This window comes from Nocardioides pinisoli (assembly GCF_024199985.1).
Lineage (GTDB): Bacteria > Actinomycetota > Actinomycetes > Propionibacteriales > Nocardioidaceae > Nocardioides > Nocardioides pinisoli.
In genome coordinates, this window is sequence record NZ_JANARS010000005.1 from 14,451 (window position 1) to 30,719 (window position 16,269).

General features: G+C 71.9%; 17 protein-coding genes. 2 read left to right on the forward strand and 15 right to left on the reverse strand.

Features of this window, described 5'->3' with window-relative positions:
- The first annotated feature begins 51 nt into the window (after positions 1-51).
- The gene (locus NCI01_RS11815; protein WP_254181691.1) at positions 52-624 is read left to right on the forward strand and encodes a YdeI/OmpD-associated family protein; all 573 of its coding nucleotides are present in this window, start codon (positions 52-54) and stop codon (positions 622-624) included.
- 9 nt (positions 625-633) lie between these two features.
- On the opposite strand, the gene NCI01_RS11820 is transcribed toward NCI01_RS11815, so the two are convergent.
- From NCI01_RS11820 to NCI01_RS11850, 7 genes are all read right to left on the reverse strand, one after another.
- The gene (locus NCI01_RS11820; protein WP_254181692.1) at positions 634-1,350 is read right to left on the reverse strand and encodes a DsbA family oxidoreductase; all 717 of its coding nucleotides are present in this window, start codon (positions 1,348-1,350) and stop codon (positions 634-636) included.
- A gap of 39 nt (positions 1,351-1,389) precedes the next feature.
- Positions 1,390-2,889 (reverse strand): purine-cytosine permease family protein, encoded by a 1,500-nt coding sequence (locus tag NCI01_RS11825; protein WP_254181693.1) that lies wholly within the window; start codon positions 2,887-2,889, stop codon positions 1,390-1,392.
- A gap of 140 nt (positions 2,890-3,029) precedes the next feature.
- The gene (gene ilvC / locus NCI01_RS11830; RefSeq protein WP_308213215.1) at positions 3,030-4,058 is read right to left on the reverse strand and encodes a ketol-acid reductoisomerase; all 1,029 of its coding nucleotides are present in this window, start codon (positions 4,056-4,058) and stop codon (positions 3,030-3,032) included.
- Positions 4,059-4,137: 79 nt separating this feature from the next.
- A complete protein-coding gene (gene ilvN / locus NCI01_RS11835) occupies positions 4,138-4,686 on the reverse strand; it encodes an acetolactate synthase small subunit (RefSeq protein WP_254181694.1) in 549 nt (182 codons plus the stop codon).
- Positions 4,683-6,458 carry an acetolactate synthase large subunit gene (locus NCI01_RS11840; RefSeq protein WP_254181695.1) on the reverse strand — a complete coding sequence of 592 codons (1,776 nt, stop codon included), beginning with the start codon at positions 6,456-6,458 and terminating at the stop codon, positions 4,683-4,685. Before NCI01_RS11840 ends, ilvN begins: the two co-directional genes overlap by 4 nt.
- 245 nt (positions 6,459-6,703) lie before the next feature.
- Positions 6,704-7,390 (reverse strand): 4a-hydroxytetrahydrobiopterin dehydratase, encoded by a 687-nt coding sequence (locus NCI01_RS11845; protein ID WP_254181696.1) that lies wholly within the window; start codon positions 7,388-7,390, stop codon positions 6,704-6,706.
- A 73-nt stretch (positions 7,391-7,463) separates the two neighbouring features.
- Positions 7,464-8,480, reverse strand: coding sequence for a S66 family peptidase (locus NCI01_RS11850; protein ID WP_254181697.1), 1,017 nt, complete (start codon positions 8,478-8,480; stop codon positions 7,464-7,466).
- Between the two features lie 25 nt (positions 8,481-8,505).
- On the opposite strand from NCI01_RS11850, the gene NCI01_RS11855 reads away from it, so the two are divergent.
- Positions 8,506-8,958: a DUF6973 domain-containing protein gene (locus NCI01_RS11855; protein ID WP_254181698.1), complete on the forward strand. Its 453-nt coding sequence runs from the start codon at positions 8,506-8,508 to the stop codon at positions 8,956-8,958.
- Here the strand turns inward: NCI01_RS11855 and NCI01_RS11860 are convergent.
- From NCI01_RS11860 to NCI01_RS11895, 8 genes are all read right to left on the reverse strand, one after another.
- Positions 8,942-9,391, reverse strand: coding sequence for a deoxycytidylate deaminase (locus NCI01_RS11860; protein WP_254182095.1), 450 nt, complete (start codon positions 9,389-9,391; stop codon positions 8,942-8,944). The two genes, NCI01_RS11855 and NCI01_RS11860, sit on opposite strands and share 17 nt — an antisense overlap.
- 8 nt (positions 9,392-9,399) lie before the next feature.
- Positions 9,400-9,816, reverse strand: coding sequence for a VOC family protein (locus NCI01_RS11865; protein WP_254181699.1), 417 nt, complete (start codon positions 9,814-9,816; stop codon positions 9,400-9,402).
- Position 9,817: 1 nt separating this feature from the next.
- Entirely contained in the window at positions 9,818-10,591 is a 774-nt protein-coding gene (locus NCI01_RS11870) for a GNAT family N-acetyltransferase (RefSeq protein WP_254181700.1), read from the reverse strand.
- A complete protein-coding gene (locus NCI01_RS11875; protein ID WP_254181701.1) occupies positions 10,588-11,793 on the reverse strand; it encodes a kynureninase in 1,206 nt (401 codons plus the stop codon). The genes NCI01_RS11870 and NCI01_RS11875 overlap by 4 nt, the downstream gene beginning before the upstream one ends.
- A gap of 44 nt (positions 11,794-11,837) precedes the next feature.
- Positions 11,838-13,529, reverse strand: coding sequence for a dihydroxy-acid dehydratase (ilvD, locus tag NCI01_RS11880; RefSeq protein ID WP_254181702.1), 1,692 nt, complete (start codon positions 13,527-13,529; stop codon positions 11,838-11,840).
- 73 nt (positions 13,530-13,602) lie between these two features.
- Positions 13,603-14,235: a helix-turn-helix domain-containing protein gene (locus NCI01_RS11885; RefSeq protein WP_254181703.1), complete on the reverse strand. Its 633-nt coding sequence runs from the start codon at positions 14,233-14,235 to the stop codon at positions 13,603-13,605.
- A gap of 373 nt (positions 14,236-14,608) precedes the next feature.
- On the reverse strand, positions 14,609-15,076 hold the full coding sequence (locus NCI01_RS11890) for an SRPBCC family protein (RefSeq protein ID WP_254181704.1): 468 nt from the start codon (positions 15,074-15,076) through the stop codon (positions 14,609-14,611).
- 30 nt (positions 15,077-15,106) lie between these two features.
- Positions 15,107-16,210, reverse strand: a complete 1,104-nt coding sequence (locus NCI01_RS11895) for a WD40/YVTN/BNR-like repeat-containing protein (RefSeq protein ID WP_254181705.1) — start codon at positions 16,208-16,210, stop codon at positions 15,107-15,109.
- Positions 16,211-16,269: the final 59 nt, after the last annotated feature.

Here is a 16,269-nt window from a genome sequence, read left to right on the forward strand (position 1 = left end):
CCCCGAGCCGTACGCCGGACCGGTGTCGGTGGCGGCCCCTACGATCGGGCCATGGGCGTGATGGACGACGCGGAGCGGCTCGAGCCGGCGACCGTCGAGGAGTGGAGCGCGTGGCTGCGCGAGCACCACGAGCAGCCGCAGGGCGTGTGGCTGGTGGGCCCGCGCAAGGCTGCCGACCGGCCGTTCTCCTACGAGGAGTCCGTCCTCGAGGCGCTGCGCTACGGCTGGGTCGACTCGACCGTCAAGCCGCTCGACGAGCACCGCTCGATGCAGTGGTTCGCCCCACGCCGCCCGGGAAGCTTCTGGACCCGGATCAACAAGGGACGGGTGGCCCGCCTCGAGGAGGCCGGGCTGATGGAGCCCGCCGGCGCCGCGGCCGTGGCGCGGGCCAAGGAGTCGGGTGCGTGGACCCTGATGGACGAGGTCGAGGACGGCGTCGTGCCCGACGACCTCGCCGAGGCCTTCAGCCGGCACCCGGGCTCCCGCGAGCACTGGGACTCATGGTCGGCCTCCGCGCAGAAGCTCATGCTCACCTGGATCGTGCTGGCCAAGCGGCCGGAGACGCGAGCCACCCGGGTGGAGACGACGGCCGCGAAGGCCGCCCAGGGTATCAAGGCGCAGTGACGCGCCGCGTCAGATGGCGCAGCCGTCCGGGCCGCACTCCTGCCCGTCCGCGCTGCCGGTCGCGAGCACCTCGATCGCCGGGCGCGACTCCGCCCACGCCCGCTCGAGCACCTGCGTGAAGACCTCCGTCGGCTGCGCGCCGGAGACGCCGTACTTCTGGTCCACGACGAAGAACGGCACACCGTTGGCGCCGTAGGCCTGGGCCTGCGCGACGTCGGCGTGCACGTCGTCCTCGAACTCGCGGGAGGCGAGGACCTCCTCGACCCGCGTCGCGTCGAGTCCAGCGGCCACGGCGACCTCGCGCAGCACGGCCGGGTCGGCGACGTTGCGCGCCTCGGTGAAGTAGGCCTCGAGCAGCGCCTCCTTCACCCGGCCCTGCAGCTCGTGGCCACCCTGCTCGTGGGCGAGGTGGATCAGGCGGTGCGCGTCGACGGTGTTGAGGTGCAGCGTCTGGGAGAGCCGGTAGACCAGCCCCTCCTCGGCCGCGACCGCCTCGACCCGGTCCTGCATCTGCTGGGCGCCCTCGGGCGACTGGCCGTACTTGCGCGCCAGCATCGTCGTGGTGCTCTCCGTCGGCTCGGTCGGCGCGCCGGGGTCGAGCTGGTAGGAGCGCCAGTGCACCTCCACCTCGTCGGCGTGCTCGAAGTCGGCGAGGGCGTTCTCGATGCGGCGCTTGCCGATGTAGCACCACGGGCAGACGACGTCGGACCAGATCTCGATCTTCACGCCCGGCCCAACGCGGCCGCCGATCCGGGTGTTCCCGGCTCAGGACTCCTGGCGGCGCACCGTCGCCCGGCGGGCGACGTAGGTCACGCCGAAGCCCAGGACGAGCGCGAGCAGCACGCCGAGGTTGGCGTACGCCCACGGTCCCTCCCAGTACGGGCCGGCCGGGTCGTCGACGTAGGTGCCGAGCCCCAGCGGCTCGATCAGGAAGCCCTGCCAGTTGTTCCAGGTGGCGTCGGCGGCGAAGTTGTTGACGACGAGGCCCCAGCCGACGACGGAGGCGCCGACCATCGTGGCGATCGAGGTGACGTCGACCGACCCGTAGCGACCGGACGGGTCGAACAGCGCGTCCTCGTCGTAGTCGCGCCTGCGCAGCGCGATGTCGGCGATCATGATCCCCGCCCACGCGGCCAGCGGGACGCCGAGGGTGATGAGGAAGCTCTGGAACGGGCCCAGGAAGTCCTCGGCGAAGAAGACCACCCAGATCGTGCCGAGGGTGAGGATGAGGCCGTCGACGAACGCCGCGGCCGGCCGCGGGATGCGCACGCCCAGGGACAGCAGGGTCAGGCCGGAGGAGTAGATGCCGAGCACCGCGCCGCTGACGAGCGCGAGGATCGCGGCGAGCAGGAACGGCACGAGGAACCAGGTGGGCAGCAGCGTGCCGAGGGTGCCGATCGGGTCGGCGACGATGCCGGCGGACAGGTCGCTGGACGAGCCGGCGAGGAGGAGCCCGAAGACGACCAGCAGGACGGGGGCGATCGCCCCGCCGAAGGTGTTCCAGCCGACGATGGCGGCGCCCGGGGCGTCGCGGTGCTGGTAGCGCGACCAGTCGGCGGCGATGTTGATCCAGCCGAGCCCGAAGCCGGTCATCACCATGACGAGCGCGCCGACCATCTGCTGCACGCTGCCGTTCGGGATGTCGCTCACCGCGGACCAGTCGATCTCGTCGACGGTGAGCGCGACGTAGACGATGGTGGCGATGCCGGTGATCCAGGTCAGCACCGACTGCATCCGCATGATCACGTGGTAGCCGGCGACGCTGGCCGAGACGATGAGCAGCGCGACGACGACGGTGGCGACCACCTGCGTCGTGGTGCCGCCCGACCAGCCGAGCTGGTCGAAGATCGTGGCCGTCGCGAGCACGGCGAGGATCGCGAGGAAGGTCTCCCAGCCGATGGAGACCAGCCATGAGACGACGCCCGGCACCTTCTGCCCGTTGACGCCGAACGCCGCCCGGCTCAGCACCATCGTGGGCGCCGAGCCGCGCTTGCCGGCGATGGCGATGATGCCGCACAGCGCGAACGACACGACGATGCCGACCACCGTGACGGCCAGCGCCTGGACGAAGGAGATGCCGAAGCCCAGCACGAACGAGCCGTAGCTGATGCCGAACACCGACACGTTGGCGGCGAACCACGGCCAGAACAGGTCGCGGGGCCGCGCGGTCCGCGCGGACTCCTCGATGATCTCGATGCCGGTCGTCTCGACGCCGAGACGACGGGTCTGCTCCAGCCCCGACGCGGGCGTGGTCGTGTTGCTCATGACCGCATCGTCGCGCACCCGTCGCCCGGGAGCCAGCACCGCCCGCCTGCTCGGGCGGGGCGAGCAGCCGGGAGACGCCGACGGCGCGCCGGCGACCAGGTGGTGTGCCGGCGCGCCGTCGGACGCGGGTGCGGGCTGGCTCAGCGGGCCGAGGTGCCCTCGACGTAGTCGGAGTCGTGGGACTTCACCCAGGCCATGAGCTTGCGGAGCTCGCGGCCGGTCTGCTCGATCGGGTGGCTCTCGGCCTTCCTGCGGAACTCGGTGAACTCCGGGGAGCCGTTGTCCATGTCGGTGATGAAGCGGTCGGCGAACGCACCGCTCTTGATGTCGGCGAGCACGTCCTCCATGTTCTTCTTCACCTCGGGCGTGATCACCCGCGGGCCGGAGACGTAGTCGCCGAACTCGGCGGTGTCGGACACCGACCAGCGCTGCTTGGCGATGCCGCCCTCGTACATCAGGTCGACGATGAGCTTGAGCTCGTGGAGGCACTCGAAGTAGGCCACCTCGGGCTGGTAGCCGGCCTCGGTCAGCACCTCGAAGCCGTACATCACCAGCTGCGAGGCGCCGCCGCAGAGCACGGCCTGCTCGCCGAACAGGTCGGTCTCGGTCTCCTCGGTGAAGGTCGTCTTGATGCCACCGGCGCGCAGGCCGCCGATCGCCTTGGCGTAGGACAGGGCGAGGTCCCAGGCCTTGCCGGACTCGTCCTTCTCGACGGCGACGAGCACGGGCACGCCGCGGCCGTCGACGTACTCGCGACGCACGAGGTGGCCGGGGCCCTTGGGAGCGACCATGAAGACGTCGACGCCCTCGGGCGGGGTGATGTAGCCGAAGCGGATGTTGAAGCCGTGGCCGAAGACGAGCGTGTCGCCGGGCGTCAGCGCCGGCTCGATCTCCTCGGCGTAGAGCTTGCGCTGGTGCTGGTCGGGGGCGAGGATCACGATCAGGTCGGACTCCTCGGCCGCCTCGCGCGGGGTGAGCACGCGCAGGCCCTCGGCCTCGGCCTTGTCCCGGCTCTTCGAGCCGGGCTGCAGCCCGATCCGGACGTCGACGCCGGAGTCGCGCAGCGACAGCGCGTGGGCGTGGCCCTGGCTGCCGTAGCCGATCACCGCGACGTTCTTGCCCTGGATCAGGCTCAGGTCGGCGTCGTCGTCGTAGAACATCTCAGCCACTGGGGGCTCTCCTTCATGTTGGGTGTATCTCTCGGTGATCGAGTAGCCGCGAGGAACGAGCGGCGTATCGAGATCTGGATCAGGTGGCGATGGCGGACACGGGGGCGGGTACGGCGACGGGGCGGTGCGTGCGCTCGCTGATCGAGCGCGAGCCGCGCCCGATGGCGACCATGCCCGACTGCACCAGCTCGCGGATCCCGAAGGGCTCGAGGACGCGCAGCAGGTCGGCGAGCTTGTCGGCGTTGCCGACGGCCTGCACCGTCACCGCGTCGGGGGCGACGTCGACGACCTTGGCCCGGAAGAGCTGGACGGCGTCGAGCACCGCGCCACGGGTGGTGGCGTCGGCGCGCACCTTGACCAGGAGCAGCTCCCGGTTGACCGAGGCCTGGCCGTCGAGCTCGACGATCTTGATCACCTCGACGAGCTTGTTGAGCTGCTTGGTGACCTGCTCGAGCGGCGACTCGTCGACGTTGACCACGATGGTCATCCGCGACACCTCGGGGTGCTCGGTGGGACCCACCGCCAGGCTGTCGATGTTGAAGCCGCGGCGGGAGAAGAGGCTGGCGATGCGGGCGAGGACGCCCGGCTTGTTCTCCACCAGCACGCTCAGCGTGTGCTTGTTGCTCATGCCCGGACCTCCCAGTCGTCCTGGACGTCCTCGTACTGCGGCGCCAGGTCGCGTGCGTACTTGATCTCGTCGTTGCTGGTGCCCGCGGCGACCATGGGCCACACCATCGCGTCACGGTGGACGCGGAAGTCGACCACGACCGGCTGGTCGTCGATCGCCATCGCCTTCTCGATCGTGGCGTCGACGGCGTCGGGCGACTCGCAGGCCAGGCCCACGCAGCCGTAGGCGTCGGCGAGCTTGACGAAGTCGGGGATGCGCTTGGAGTGCAGGTCGGTGTTGGAGTAGCGCTCGTTGTAGAAGAGCGTCTGCCACTGCCGGACCATGCCGAGCGACTCGTTGTTGATGATCGCGACCTTGATGGGGATGTCGTTGATCGCGCAGGTCGCGAGCTCCTGGTTGGTCATCTGGAAGCAGCCGTCACCGTCGATGGCCCACACCGTGGTGTCGGGCATCCCGACCTTGGCGCCCATGGCGGCGGGCACGGAGAAGCCCATCGTGCCGAGGCCGCCGGAGTTGATCCAGGTGTTGGGCTTCTCGTACTCGACGAACTGGGCCGCCCACATCTGGTGCTGGCCGACGCCGGCGACGTAGATCGAGTCGTGCCCGGCGATGTGGCTGAGCCGCTCGAGGACGTACTGCGGGGCGAGGGAGCCGTCGGTCGGGGCGTCGTAGCCCAGCGCGTAGCGCTTCTTGACCCCGGCCAGGAAGGTGATCCACCCCTCGTAGTCGCCGTCGGCGCCCTCTGCCTGCAGCAGCGCGACGAGCTGGGCGATGACCTCCTTGCAGTCACCGACGATCGGCACGTCGGCGTGGCGGTTCTTGCCGATCTCGGCCGGGTCGATGTCGGCGTGGATCACCAGCGCGCCCGGTGCGAAGGAGTCGAGGTTGCCGGTGACGCGGTCGTCGAAGCGCGCGCCGAGGCTGATGATCAGGTCGCTCTTCTGCAGGCCGGCGACCGCGGCGACGGTGCCGTGCATGCCCGGCATGCCGAGGTGCTGGGGGTTGCTGTCGGGGAAGGCGCCGCGCGCCATGAGCGTGGTGACGACGGGGATCCCGGTCAGCGCCGCCAGCTGGGCGAGCTCGCGGTGCGCGCCGGAGCGGATGACGCCACCGCCGACGTAGAGCACCGGCCGCCGGGCCTCGCGGATCAGGCGCACGGCCTCCTTGATCTGCTTGGCGTGCGGCGTGGTCACGGGCCGGTAGCCCGGCAGGTTCAGCTCGTCGGGCCAGGCGAAGGTGGTCTGCGCCTGGAGGGCCGACTTGGCCACGTCGACCAGCACCGGGCCGGGTCGCCCGGTCGAGGCGATGTGGAAGGCCTCGGCGATGGTGTGCGGGATGTCGGCCGGGTCGGTGACCAGGAAGTTGTGCTTGGTGATCGGCATCGTGATGCCGCGGATGTCGGCCTCCTGGAAGGCGTCGGTGCCGATCATCGACGCCGCGACCTGGCCGGTCACGGCCACCATCGGCACCGAGTCCATGTGGGCGTCGGCGAGCGGCGTGACCAGGTTGGTCGCGCCCGGGCCCGAGGTCGCCATGCAGACGCCCACCCGGCCGGTCGCGGCGGCGTAGCCCTGGGCGGCGTGGCCGGCGCCCTGCTCGTGGCGGACCAGGATGTGCCGGATCCGGGTCGAGTCCATCAGGGGGTCGTAGGCGGGGAGGATCGCGCCGCCGGGGATGCCGAAGATGTCGGTGACACCGGCCGCCTCGAGGGACGTCACCAGGCTCTGTGCGCCCGTGACCGACCCGCTTCCCTGTGCGCCCTGCTCCGTCATGTCCTTCTCTCCTGCGTCTGCGGTGTCCACTGATGAGCCCATGAAAAAACCCCTCGGCCCGGTGGGCGACGAGGGGTGACGCGCGTGCGTTGGCCGGCCGGCCTCAGCTCACGCGTCGCGTGCGTACAAGAATCTCGGTGCGCATGCGACAACCGTCGTCGCCGGGGTGGTCCGGCGTCAAGCAAGTGTGACAGGCGTCCCAGTATCTGGAACGCGAGTCTCGGAATGTGGCTCGGCAGGCGCCGTCAGCCCCGGTCGAGCGGGGTGCAGATGCACGAGCGGTTGCCGTCGGCGTCCTCCACCACCCAGTACGACGGCGCCTCGGCGTCGCTGACCAACCGGCCTCCGGCCGCGAGCACGGCCTCGAGGCGGCGCTCCCCCTCGTCGTGGGGCACCCACACGTCGAGGTGCCAGCGCTGCTCGGGATCCTGCGGAGGCAGCGCCGCGCCGCCGCCCTCGTCGGGCGACTGGAACCAGACGCCCGGCACCTGCCCGCTCGCGTCGACGATGCCGCCGGGCCCGGCCTCGGCGCCGAGGAGGGCGGCGTAGAAGCCGCCGAGCCGCTCACCGGCGGCGGTGTCGAGCGCGGGCTCGAGGTCGGTCAGCCCGGAGGTGTCGGCGGCGGCTCCCAGCTCGGCCGCGAAGCCGCTGATCCGGCGGGCGAGCTCGACGTCGCGGCTGGTGATGCCGCCGACGTCGTGGCTCGACAGCGTGACGATGACCTCGGGATAGGTGAGCGAGACGTCGGGATGATGGTCTGCCTCGTCGGCCGCGGCCCCGATCCGGTCCACCAGGGCGACGCCGGTCGCGAAGTCGCCGGTGCGGAAACGGGCCTTCAGCCGGTCGAGCACCTTGCGCCAGTCGTCGAGCCCGGCCTCGAGGATCTGGTCGTGGCTCAGGCGTGCCTTCGGGTCGGTGGTCGCGTCGCTCATGGACCCGACCCTGCCACCGTCGACCGACGGCGACCACCCCCGGCGGGGCCCGGCCGGGTCGGATCGCGCGGGATCAGGCCAGGGTCTGGGTGATCTCCCGGGTGTCGCCGTCGACGACGACCCGGGCCAGCGCCCCGTTGACGAGCGGCAGGTGCGGCGGCACGTGGCCGATCTCCAGGTCCCACACGATCGGCAGGTCGAGCCGGCCGAGGGCGTCGAGCACGGCCTCGCGCTGGGTGAGGTCGGCGTGGTCGGGGGCGTTGGTCCGACCGACGAGCACGGCAGCCGCCCGGTCGAACCACCCGGCGAGTCGCAGGGAGTGCAGGTAGCGGTCGATGCTGACGGCGTGCTCCTCGCACGCCTCGACGTAGACGATGGTGGGCTCGTCCAGCGCCTCGGCCCACGCGCGCACGTCGCCGTACGGCGTGCCGGCGAGGTTGACGATCGTCTCGGTGCACCCGCCCACCAGCCGGCCGGTCACGTCCAGGCTGCCGCCGCCCTGGACCTCCCAGCGGCCCTCGCGCACGTGCTTCCACTCGGTGGCCTGCGGGTCCTCCTCGAACCGGACCCACTCGGCCACCAGGCCGGAGTCGCGCTGCACGAACGGACCCGGCCCGCCGACCAGGTCGAGCCAGTGCAGCAGCCCGTCCGGGACGCCGTAGGGCGTGTCAGCGAGGTTGTCGCCGTGGACCGTCGCCCAGCCGAGGCGGGTGGTGATCGGCACGAGGAGCGTCGAGAGGTCGGAGTAGCCCACCAGCCAGGTCGGCTCGGCGTCGGCGAGCGCGTCCCAGTCGAGCAGGTCGACCATGTCGATGGCGGTCTCGCCGCCCCAAGGCGGCACCACGCAGTGGATGTCGGGGTCGGCCAGCATGCGGGTCAGCTCGGCGGCGCGCTGCTCCGCGGGTGCCGAGGTGAGGCCGTCGCCGTAGAGGCACTCCCCCACCACGACGTCGTAGCCGCGACCGCGCAGCCAGTCCAGGCAGAAGTCGATCCGCGCCGCCGAGGGGCCCCCGACGCCGGCGGACGGCGCGGTCACCGCGATGCGGTCGCCGGGGCGGAGCGGGGCCGGGAAGCGGAGTGGTCGAGCCATGGTCCGAGTCTGTCACTGTGTGTCCATGGGTTTCGGTGACGCCGTGCAGCAGGCCATCCACGCAGGCACGGGGGTGCCGCGGCTCTACACCGCGGCGCTGCAGGCGGGCCTCGGACCGTCCGGCGCCTTCGAGGTGCTGCGGATCTCGCGAGCCGCGCTTGCCGCGGCCGCCCAGCACGGCCGCGGCGTCCCGGGACGCAGCAACGCGATGCGGCACTTCATGTGGCAGGCCGCGCTGACGGCGCGCTTCGGGCTCGACGCGGCCCGCTCGATCGCCATGGCCCAGGAGGCCGGGTCGCCCAACCGCCGCGACTCCCGCGCCGACGAGCACAACAACGCCGCCGGGCAGGCCTACGGGGCCGAGCACACCGACGAGCTCGCCGGGCTCGCGCCGTCCGAGGCGACGGCGAGCCTGGTGCCGGTGGCGCTGGCGATGTGGGAGTCGGGCGAGCTGGTGTGGGTCAGCCCCAGGTCGTGAGGCCCTCGCGGTCGTGCTCGCCACCGGGCCAGACCGCGCGTACGACGCCGGCCGCGGCGAGCGCCTTGCGGCAGCCCGGGCACGGCGGGTCGGTGATGTAGGCGGTAGCGCCCTTGGTGTCGCGCGTGGCGAAGAGCAGCGCGTTGACCTCGGCGTGGATTGCGATGCAGAAGCCGGGCGTGCCGGGCCGGTCGTAGTCGCCCAGCCCCGGCACGTCGTCGTACCCCAGCTTGCCTCGCGGGCACGCACCTGCGAGGCAGTCGTCCTCGCCGGGCGCGGCACCGTTGTAGCCGGTGGCGATGATGCGGTGGTCGATCGTGAGGACGGCGCCCACCCGACGTCGCGTGCACTTGGCACGGGCCGCGACGGCGTCGGCGATGCCGAGGAAGTAGTCGTCCCAGCCGGGGACGGCGTGTCCGGTGCTCCCGGTGATGACGGCGCTCACGGGAGCACAGACTGCCCGATCTCGCCGGGGTTGTAGGCCACTTCCCAGCGGAAGCCGTCGGGATCGGCGAAGTAGCCCGAGTAGCCGCCCCAGTCCCGCTCGCTCGCCTCGCCGACCTGCGACGCGCCGGCGGCGCGGGCCTGCTCGAGGACGGTGTCGACGCCCTGCGGGGTGGCGAGGTTGTGCGACAGCGTGACCGGCGGTACGCCGCCGCGCGCCGGCGCCTGGCCGACCTCGGCGACGAAGCCGCTCTCGGTCCACAGGCTCAGCACGACCTTCTCCGCGACCGGGAACATCAGCACCTCCCCCGGCACGTCGAGCGCTGGCTCCCAGCCCAGGCCGTCGACGTAGAAACGGCGGGTGGCGTCGAGGTCGGTCACGACGAGGGTGATGAAGCTGACGCGCTGGTCCATCTCATGCCTCCTGCTGGGATTCCTGCTGGTCGGGCGCCGGCGGTCGGGCGGCCAGGCGGGTGCGTTGGCGCCCCGCGTCGTCGAAGTTGCCGTCGTCGAGCCACGCATCGAGCGCCGCGCGCACGCGCGGCCACTCGAGGTCGGTGATCGAGAACCAGTCGGTGTCGCGGTTGCGGCCCTTGTAGACGAGCGCGTTGCGGAAGCGGCCCTCCCAGATGAAGCCGAGCCGGATCGCGGCACGCCGCGACGGGCCGTTGAGGCTGTCGCACTTCCACTCGTAGCGCCGGTAGCCGAGGTCGTCGAAGGCGTGCCGCATCAGCAGCGCCATCGCCTCGGTCGCGGCGCGGCTGCGCTGCAGCTGGCGGCCGTAGATGATCCCGCCGACCTCGATCGAGCCCATCGCCGGGTCGATGCGCATCAGCGAGCAGAAGCCGACCGCCGCGTCGGTCTCCCGTGCCACGATCGCGAAGGACACCACGGCCGGCGCCTCGACCATGTCGTCGACGATCGCCGCCAGCTCCTCGCGGGTCCGCGGCCGCTCCCACACGAAGTAGGTCCACAGCGGGTCGTCCGCCTCACGGCACAGCGCGGTGAACAGGTCGTCGACGTGCTGCGGCCCGATCGGCTCGAGGCGGACCCCCCTGCCCTCGAGCACCACGTCCTTGGTCGGTGCAATCGCCCCCGTCCACTCGACGGGTCGCCCCAGCGGCTGGCCGTGGTCGTTGGTCGCCCGGGTCCGGGTCGCCGAGAGCCGCACCCCCACCGGCCCGGTCATCGCAGCGCCTCCGCCACCGCGGCGACGCCGCGCTCGACCTCGTCGAAGGAGGTGGACAGCGGGGACAGGCCGATGCGCAGGCCGCCTGGGTCGCGGTAGTCGGGGATCACGTCGCGCTCCCACAGCATCGCGGTGACCTCGCGCATCCGCTCGTGGTGCAGCGTGACGTGCCCGCCACGCAGCGCGGGGTCGCGCGGAGAGGCGAGCGTGACCTCGGGCAGCGTCGCGTCGGCGAGCTCGACGGCGTAGGACGTCAGGGCGACGGACTTGGCGCGGATCGCCTCGATGCCGGCCTCCTCGACCAGGTCGAGCATGTCGCGCATCGCGACCATGCCGAGGATCGGCGGGGTGCCCGAGATGAACCTCCGGATGCCGGGAGCCGGGGCGTAGCCCGGTCCCATCAGGAACGGGTCGGCGTGGCCCATCCAGCCCTGGATCGGCTGGGTGAGCTCTCCGTGCAGGCGCGCGTTGACGTAGCCGAAGGCCGGCGACCCGGGCCCGCCGTTGAGGTACTTGTAGGTGCAGCCGACGGCCAGGTCCGCGTCCCACTCGTCGAGGGCGACCGGGACCGCCCCCGCCGAGTGGCACAGGTCCCACAGCACGAGCGCACCGGCGTCGTGGCAGATCCGGGTGAGCTCGGGGGCGTCGGCGAGCCAGGCCGAGCGGTAGGCGACGTGGTTGAGGACGACCAGGGCGGTGCGCTCGCCGACGGCCTCGCGGAGCTGGTCGGCGGTGACGCCCGCGGAGGTGTCGACGTCGATCCAGCGCAGGGTGAGGCCGCGCTCGGCGGCGATGCCCTCGGCGACGTAGCGGTCGGTCGGGAAGTTGTCGGTGTCGATGACGATCTCCGTGCGGGCCGCGTCGGTGCGCACGGCGTGGTCCACGGCGGCGCGCATCAGCTTGTAGAGCCACACCGTGGTGGAGTCGCCGACCGCCGTCTGCCCGGCGGCGGCGCCGAGGCAGATCCGGGCCAGGTCGTCGCCGAGCGTCGTCGGCAGGCCCATCCACTGCTCGTCCCAGCCACGGATCAGGCGCCCGCCCCAGTCCTGCTCGACGAACGCGGCGAGCCGGCCCGCCGTCGCCGCCACGGGGCGCCCCAGGGAGTTGCCGTCGAAGTAGACGAGGTCGGTGTCGGCCCCGACGAAGCGGTCCCGGAAGCGGGCGAGCGGGTCGGCGGCGTCGAGCTCTGCTGCGGTCGTCACCACGGCAACCTATCGCCGCCCCGGTCCGTCCGGCGGGCCGGGCGTCAGTAGCAGACCGCGCCGTGGGCGGCGCTCTGGACGACCTTGCGGTACTTGCCGAGCACGCCGCGGGTGTACTTCGGCGGGAGCGGCTCCCACCCCTCGGCGCGGGCGGCGAGCTCGGCCTCGTCGACGTGCACGTCGAGCGTCATGTTGGCCACGTCGAGCGTGATCTGGTCGCCGTCACGGAGGAACGCGATGGGTCCGCCGTCGCTCGCCTCGGGGGCGATGTGGCCGACGCAGAGGCCGGTCGTGCCGCCCGAGAAGCGGCCGTCGGTGATGAGCAGGACGTCCTTGCCCAGGCCGGCGCCCTTGATCGCGCCGGTGATGGCGAGCATCTCGCGCATCCCCGGACCGCCCTTGGGTCCCTCGTAGCGGATGACGACGACGTCGCCGGCGGTGATGGCGCCCTCGGCCAGCGCGTCGAGCGCCTTGCGCTCGCCGTCGAAGACCCGGGCGGTGCCGGTGAAGGTGGAGTCGTCGAAGCCGGCGCTCTTCACGACCGCGCCCTCGGGGGCCAGCGTGCCCTTGAGGATGGTCAGCCCGCCGGTGGCGTGGATCGGCCGGTCGAGCTGGCGCAGGATCTCGCCGTCGAGCGGCTTGGGGTCGAGGTCGGCGAGGTTCTCGGCCATGGTCTTGCCCGTGCAGGTGAGCACGTCGCCGTGCAGGTGGCCGGCGTCCAGCAGCGCCCGCAGCAGGACCGGGATGCCGCCGACGCGGTCGAAGTCGGTCCACACGAAGCGGCCGAACGGCTTCATGTCGGCCAGGTGCGGGACGGTGCGGCCGATGCGGGTGAAGTCGTCGAGCGTCAGGTCGACCTCGGCCTCGCGGGCGATGGCCAGCAAGTGGAGCACGGCGTTGGTCGAGCCGCCGAGCGCCATCGCCATCGCGATCGCGTTCTCGAAGGCCGGGCGGGTCATGATCTGGCGGGCGGTGATGCCCTGGCGCAGCATCCCGACGACGGCCTCGCCGGACTTGTGCGCGAAGCCGTCGCGACGGCGGTCCACCGCCGGCGGGCTCGAGCTGCCGGGCAGGGACATGCCGAGCGCCTCGGCGACGCTGGCCATCGTGTTGGCGGTGTACGCCCCGCCGCAGGCGCCCTCGCCCGGGCAGATCGCGCGCTCGATCTCGTCGACCTTCTCGCGGCTGATCTTGCCGGCCAGGCAGGCACCGACGGCCTCGAAGGCGTCGATGATGGTCACGTCCTTGCCGTCGACCTGCCCCGGCATGATCGTGCCGGCGTAGAGGAAGACGCTGGCCAGGTCGAGCCGGGCCGCGGCCATGAGCATCCCGGGCAGGGACTTGTCGCACCCGGCGAGCAGCACCGAGCCGTCGAGGCGCTCGGCCATCATCACGGTCTCGACGGAGTCGGCGATGACCTCGCGGCTGACGAGCGAGAAGTGCATGCCCTCGTGGCCCATGGAGATGCCGTCGGAGACGGAGATCGTCCCGAACTCGAGCGGGAACCCTCCGGCCGCGTGCACGCCGTTCTTCACGGCCTTGGCGAGCCGGTCGAGCGAGAGGTTGCAGGGGGTGATCTCGTTCCAGCTCGACGCCACGCCGATCTGCGGCTTCTCCCAGTCGTCGTCACCCATCCCGACCGCCCGGAGCATGCCCCGGGCCGCAGCCTTCTCGAGCCCGTCGGTGACGTCGCGGCTGCGAGGCTTGATGTCGGGTCCGTCGGCTGCGTGGGTCATGCCTGCAGGTTAGTGGGCGCGCCTGGCGTCTCCGCGTCCTGTCTCACCTCGATCCTGTGGCGGCTCACGCGGCTCACGCGGCTCGCGGGCGGCATCGCTCCTCGCGGCGCTCGTCCAGGTACCGCACCTCGGCGGCGAGCTGGTGCACCGCGGGATGGTCGTCCGGGATGCCGTGCAGCTCCCGCTCGACCGCCTTCCAGAAGGGCGAGGCGTTGTAGTGGATGGCCGGGTCACCGACCAGCCTCGACCGGTCGCGACAGGCGAACGCCTCGACCGAGGTCATCGACCGCAACCGGCGCGGCACCCACCACCCCCTCGCCCGCAGGTCCACGTGAGCGGGATAGCGGCTGCCGGCGTGGGTCCGGGCACCGTCGGCACGCATCGGACCCACCACCTCGCCCTGCTCGTCGTGGACCGTCGCCCGCAGCCGGGCCATCCGCAGCAGCTGCTCCACCACGCACGCTCGGGGGCTCGTGCGACCGGTCTCCCACCGCGCCACCACCGACTGGGACACCTTCAGAAGCGCCGCGAGACCCCGCTGCGAGACGTCCAGGATCCTCCTGATGCGCCGGATCATGCCTGGGAGCCCGCCGTCGAACGGCCCCATGAACCAGTAGTCCCGCTCGGCCTGCGTCCAGTTCGCCATCGAGTCCCAGGTCGACCGGTCGATCTCCCCCTCCTCGAGCAGCTCGCCGCCGTCCTTCACCCCGTCCGGCCCCTCCGTCCCGTCCGTTCCGTCAGCTCCATCAGATCCGCCCATGTCGCCCATCGGGTCAACCCCCCGTCAGTCCGGCACCCGCGGTCGAGCGCCTCGTACCTCCAGTCCAGGCCCCGACACCGACACCGGACCGCCCTCGTCCACAGACGCCCGTCAGAACCGCGGGTTCGTCGCCCTGTGGACACCTCGCGGCCCGCTTGGGTCGGCCCGTGCCGCCCCCGCACCGCCCCGACCGCGCTGTTGCCGGTGAGTCCCTGAGCGACTCACCGGCAAGAACCGGCTCGTGGCGTCGGGAGTGCGGGGCCGGGGTCGCGACGGGATCGAAGTCCGTGAGTGACTCGCGGTTCACGCACGGGTGGCGTCAGGACGCGCGCTCGGACTCGCGTTTGAGGGCGGCGAGGCCGCGGTCGAAGTCCTTGCCGATCGCCCTGTCGAAGAAGAGCCGTCCCGCCACCGACATGGCGGCGCTGCGGGTGCCGGTCATCGTCCAGGTGACATCGGTGACGTCGGTCGCGTCGCCGGTCGGGACGAGGTCGAAGCGCGTGACGTTGGTGGCCTTGAACGGCTTGAGGAAGACCAGGTCGACGACGACCGAGGTCGGCGTGGACCCGGTGATCGTCATCTCCCCTTCGCCGGCCTTCTTGTTGCCGGCCCAGTGGTACGTCGACCCGACGCCGTGGTCGGGACCGGAGTAGTCGCGTCGGAGGTTGGGATCGACGCCCTCCCACGGCGACCACTTCTGCCACTCGCGGAAGTCGTCGAGCAGGGCGTGGACGCGGTCTGCGGGCGCCTCGATGCGGATGTGGCGCGAGAGCGAGAAGTCGGTCATGGCAAGACGCTGGTCCTCCGTCGGGGCGTGTCAACCGAGCCGCGCGGCGCGGACGACGAGGACGTCCGGGAGGTCCTTGTGGATCTCGCGCCAGGACTCGCCCTCGTCGGGGGAGGCCCAGACGCCGCCGTTGCGGCCGCCGAAGTAGAGACCGGGCTGGTCGTGGTCGTCGGCGCACATCGCGTCGCGCATGACGGCGGTGAAGTAGCCGTCGGGGAGGATCCCGTCACCCAGGGGCTGCCAGGACGAGCCGGCGTCGGTGGTGCGGTAGACCCGCGCCCTGCCGTCGACGGGCCAGCGGGCCTCGGCCCCGGTGATGGGAAAGTTGTAGGCCGTGTCCGCGCGATGGGGGTGCGCGACCATGGCGAAGCCGAACTCCGTCGGCAGGCCCGGGGCGATGTCCTGCCACGTCGCACCGCCGTCGTCGGAGCGGTAGACGCCGCCGTGGTTCTGCAGGTAGAGCCGCTCGGGGTCGACAGCGTCGCGCGCCACCTTGTGCACGCACTGCCCGAACTCCGGGTAGTTGCGCTCACCTGGGAAGAACTCCGCCTTCACTCCGGTGTTGGACGCCCTCCACGACGCGCCACCGTCGTCGGTGACGTAGACACCGCCCGTCGACAGCGCAGCGAGCACGCGCGAGGGATCGGAGGGGTGCGGCAGGATCGTGTGGAAGGCCTGCCCGCCGAAGCCCTCGTTCCACTCCGGGCGGTGCGGGTGGTCCCAGAGGCCACGGACGAGCGAGAACGTCTCGCCCCGGTCCTCCGAGCGGAAGATCGCGCCGGGCTCGGTGCCCGCCCAGACCACGCCGTCGCCCCCGTCGGGCGCCGGGCCCGGCTGCAGCTGCCACACCCGGGCGAGCGTGGCGCCCGTGTCCTCGGGGAAGCGGGCCGCGCCGTTGGGGGTCTCGTCCCAGGAGGCACCGAGGTCGTCAGAGCGCCACACCTGAGGCCCGAGCCAGCTCGACGAGGCACCGGCGAGCAGCCGCGGCGTAGTGCCGCGGGTGTCGACCATGACGGAGTAGACCTCCTCCATCGGGAAGTGCGGCCCCGTCCAGTCCCACGACGAACGATGCTCGTCGGACGTCCCGAGCCACATGCCCTTGCGGGTGCCGACCATGAGCAGCGTGCGCGACATCAGTGCCTCCTTGGGCGCCGAGGGAGCATGACTATTCCGATTAGGAACACTACTCTCGG

Excerpts from the sequence above, each read along its gene's own strand:
- NCI01_RS11895 (WP_254181705.1), bottom strand. The coding sequence starts at position 16,210 with ATGTCGCGCACGCTGCTCATGGTCGGCACCCGCAAGGGCATGTGGCTC.
- NCI01_RS11845 (WP_254181696.1), bottom strand. The coding sequence starts at position 7,390 with ATGAGCGACGCGACCACCGACCCGAAGGCACGCCTGAGCCACGACCAG.
- NCI01_RS11890 (WP_254181704.1), bottom strand. The coding sequence starts at position 15,076 with ATGACCGACTTCTCGCTCTCGCGCCACATCCGCATCGAGGCGCCCGCA.
- NCI01_RS11815 (WP_254181691.1), top strand. The coding sequence starts at position 52 with ATGGGCGTGATGGACGACGCGGAGCGGCTCGAGCCGGCGACCGTCGAG.
- NCI01_RS11840 (WP_254181695.1), bottom strand. The coding sequence starts at position 6,458 with ATGACGGAGCAGGGCGCACAGGGAAGCGGGTCGGTCACGGGCGCACAG.
- NCI01_RS11855 (WP_254181698.1), top strand. The coding sequence starts at position 8,506 with ATGGGTTTCGGTGACGCCGTGCAGCAGGCCATCCACGCAGGCACGGGG.
- NCI01_RS11850 (WP_254181697.1), bottom strand. The coding sequence starts at position 8,480 with ATGGCTCGACCACTCCGCTTCCCGGCCCCGCTCCGCCCCGGCGACCGC.
- NCI01_RS11865 (WP_254181699.1), bottom strand. The coding sequence starts at position 9,816 with ATGGACCAGCGCGTCAGCTTCATCACCCTCGTCGTGACCGACCTCGAC.
- NCI01_RS11825 (WP_254181693.1), bottom strand. The coding sequence starts at position 2,889 with ATGAGCAACACGACCACGCCCGCGTCGGGGCTGGAGCAGACCCGTCGT.
- ilvD (WP_254181702.1), bottom strand. The coding sequence starts at position 13,529 with ATGACCCACGCAGCCGACGGACCCGACATCAAGCCTCGCAGCCGCGAC.
- NCI01_RS11870 (WP_254181700.1), bottom strand. The coding sequence starts at position 10,591 with ATGACCGGGCCGGTGGGGGTGCGGCTCTCGGCGACCCGGACCCGGGCG.
- ilvN (WP_254181694.1), bottom strand. The coding sequence starts at position 4,686 with ATGAGCAACAAGCACACGCTGAGCGTGCTGGTGGAGAACAAGCCGGGC.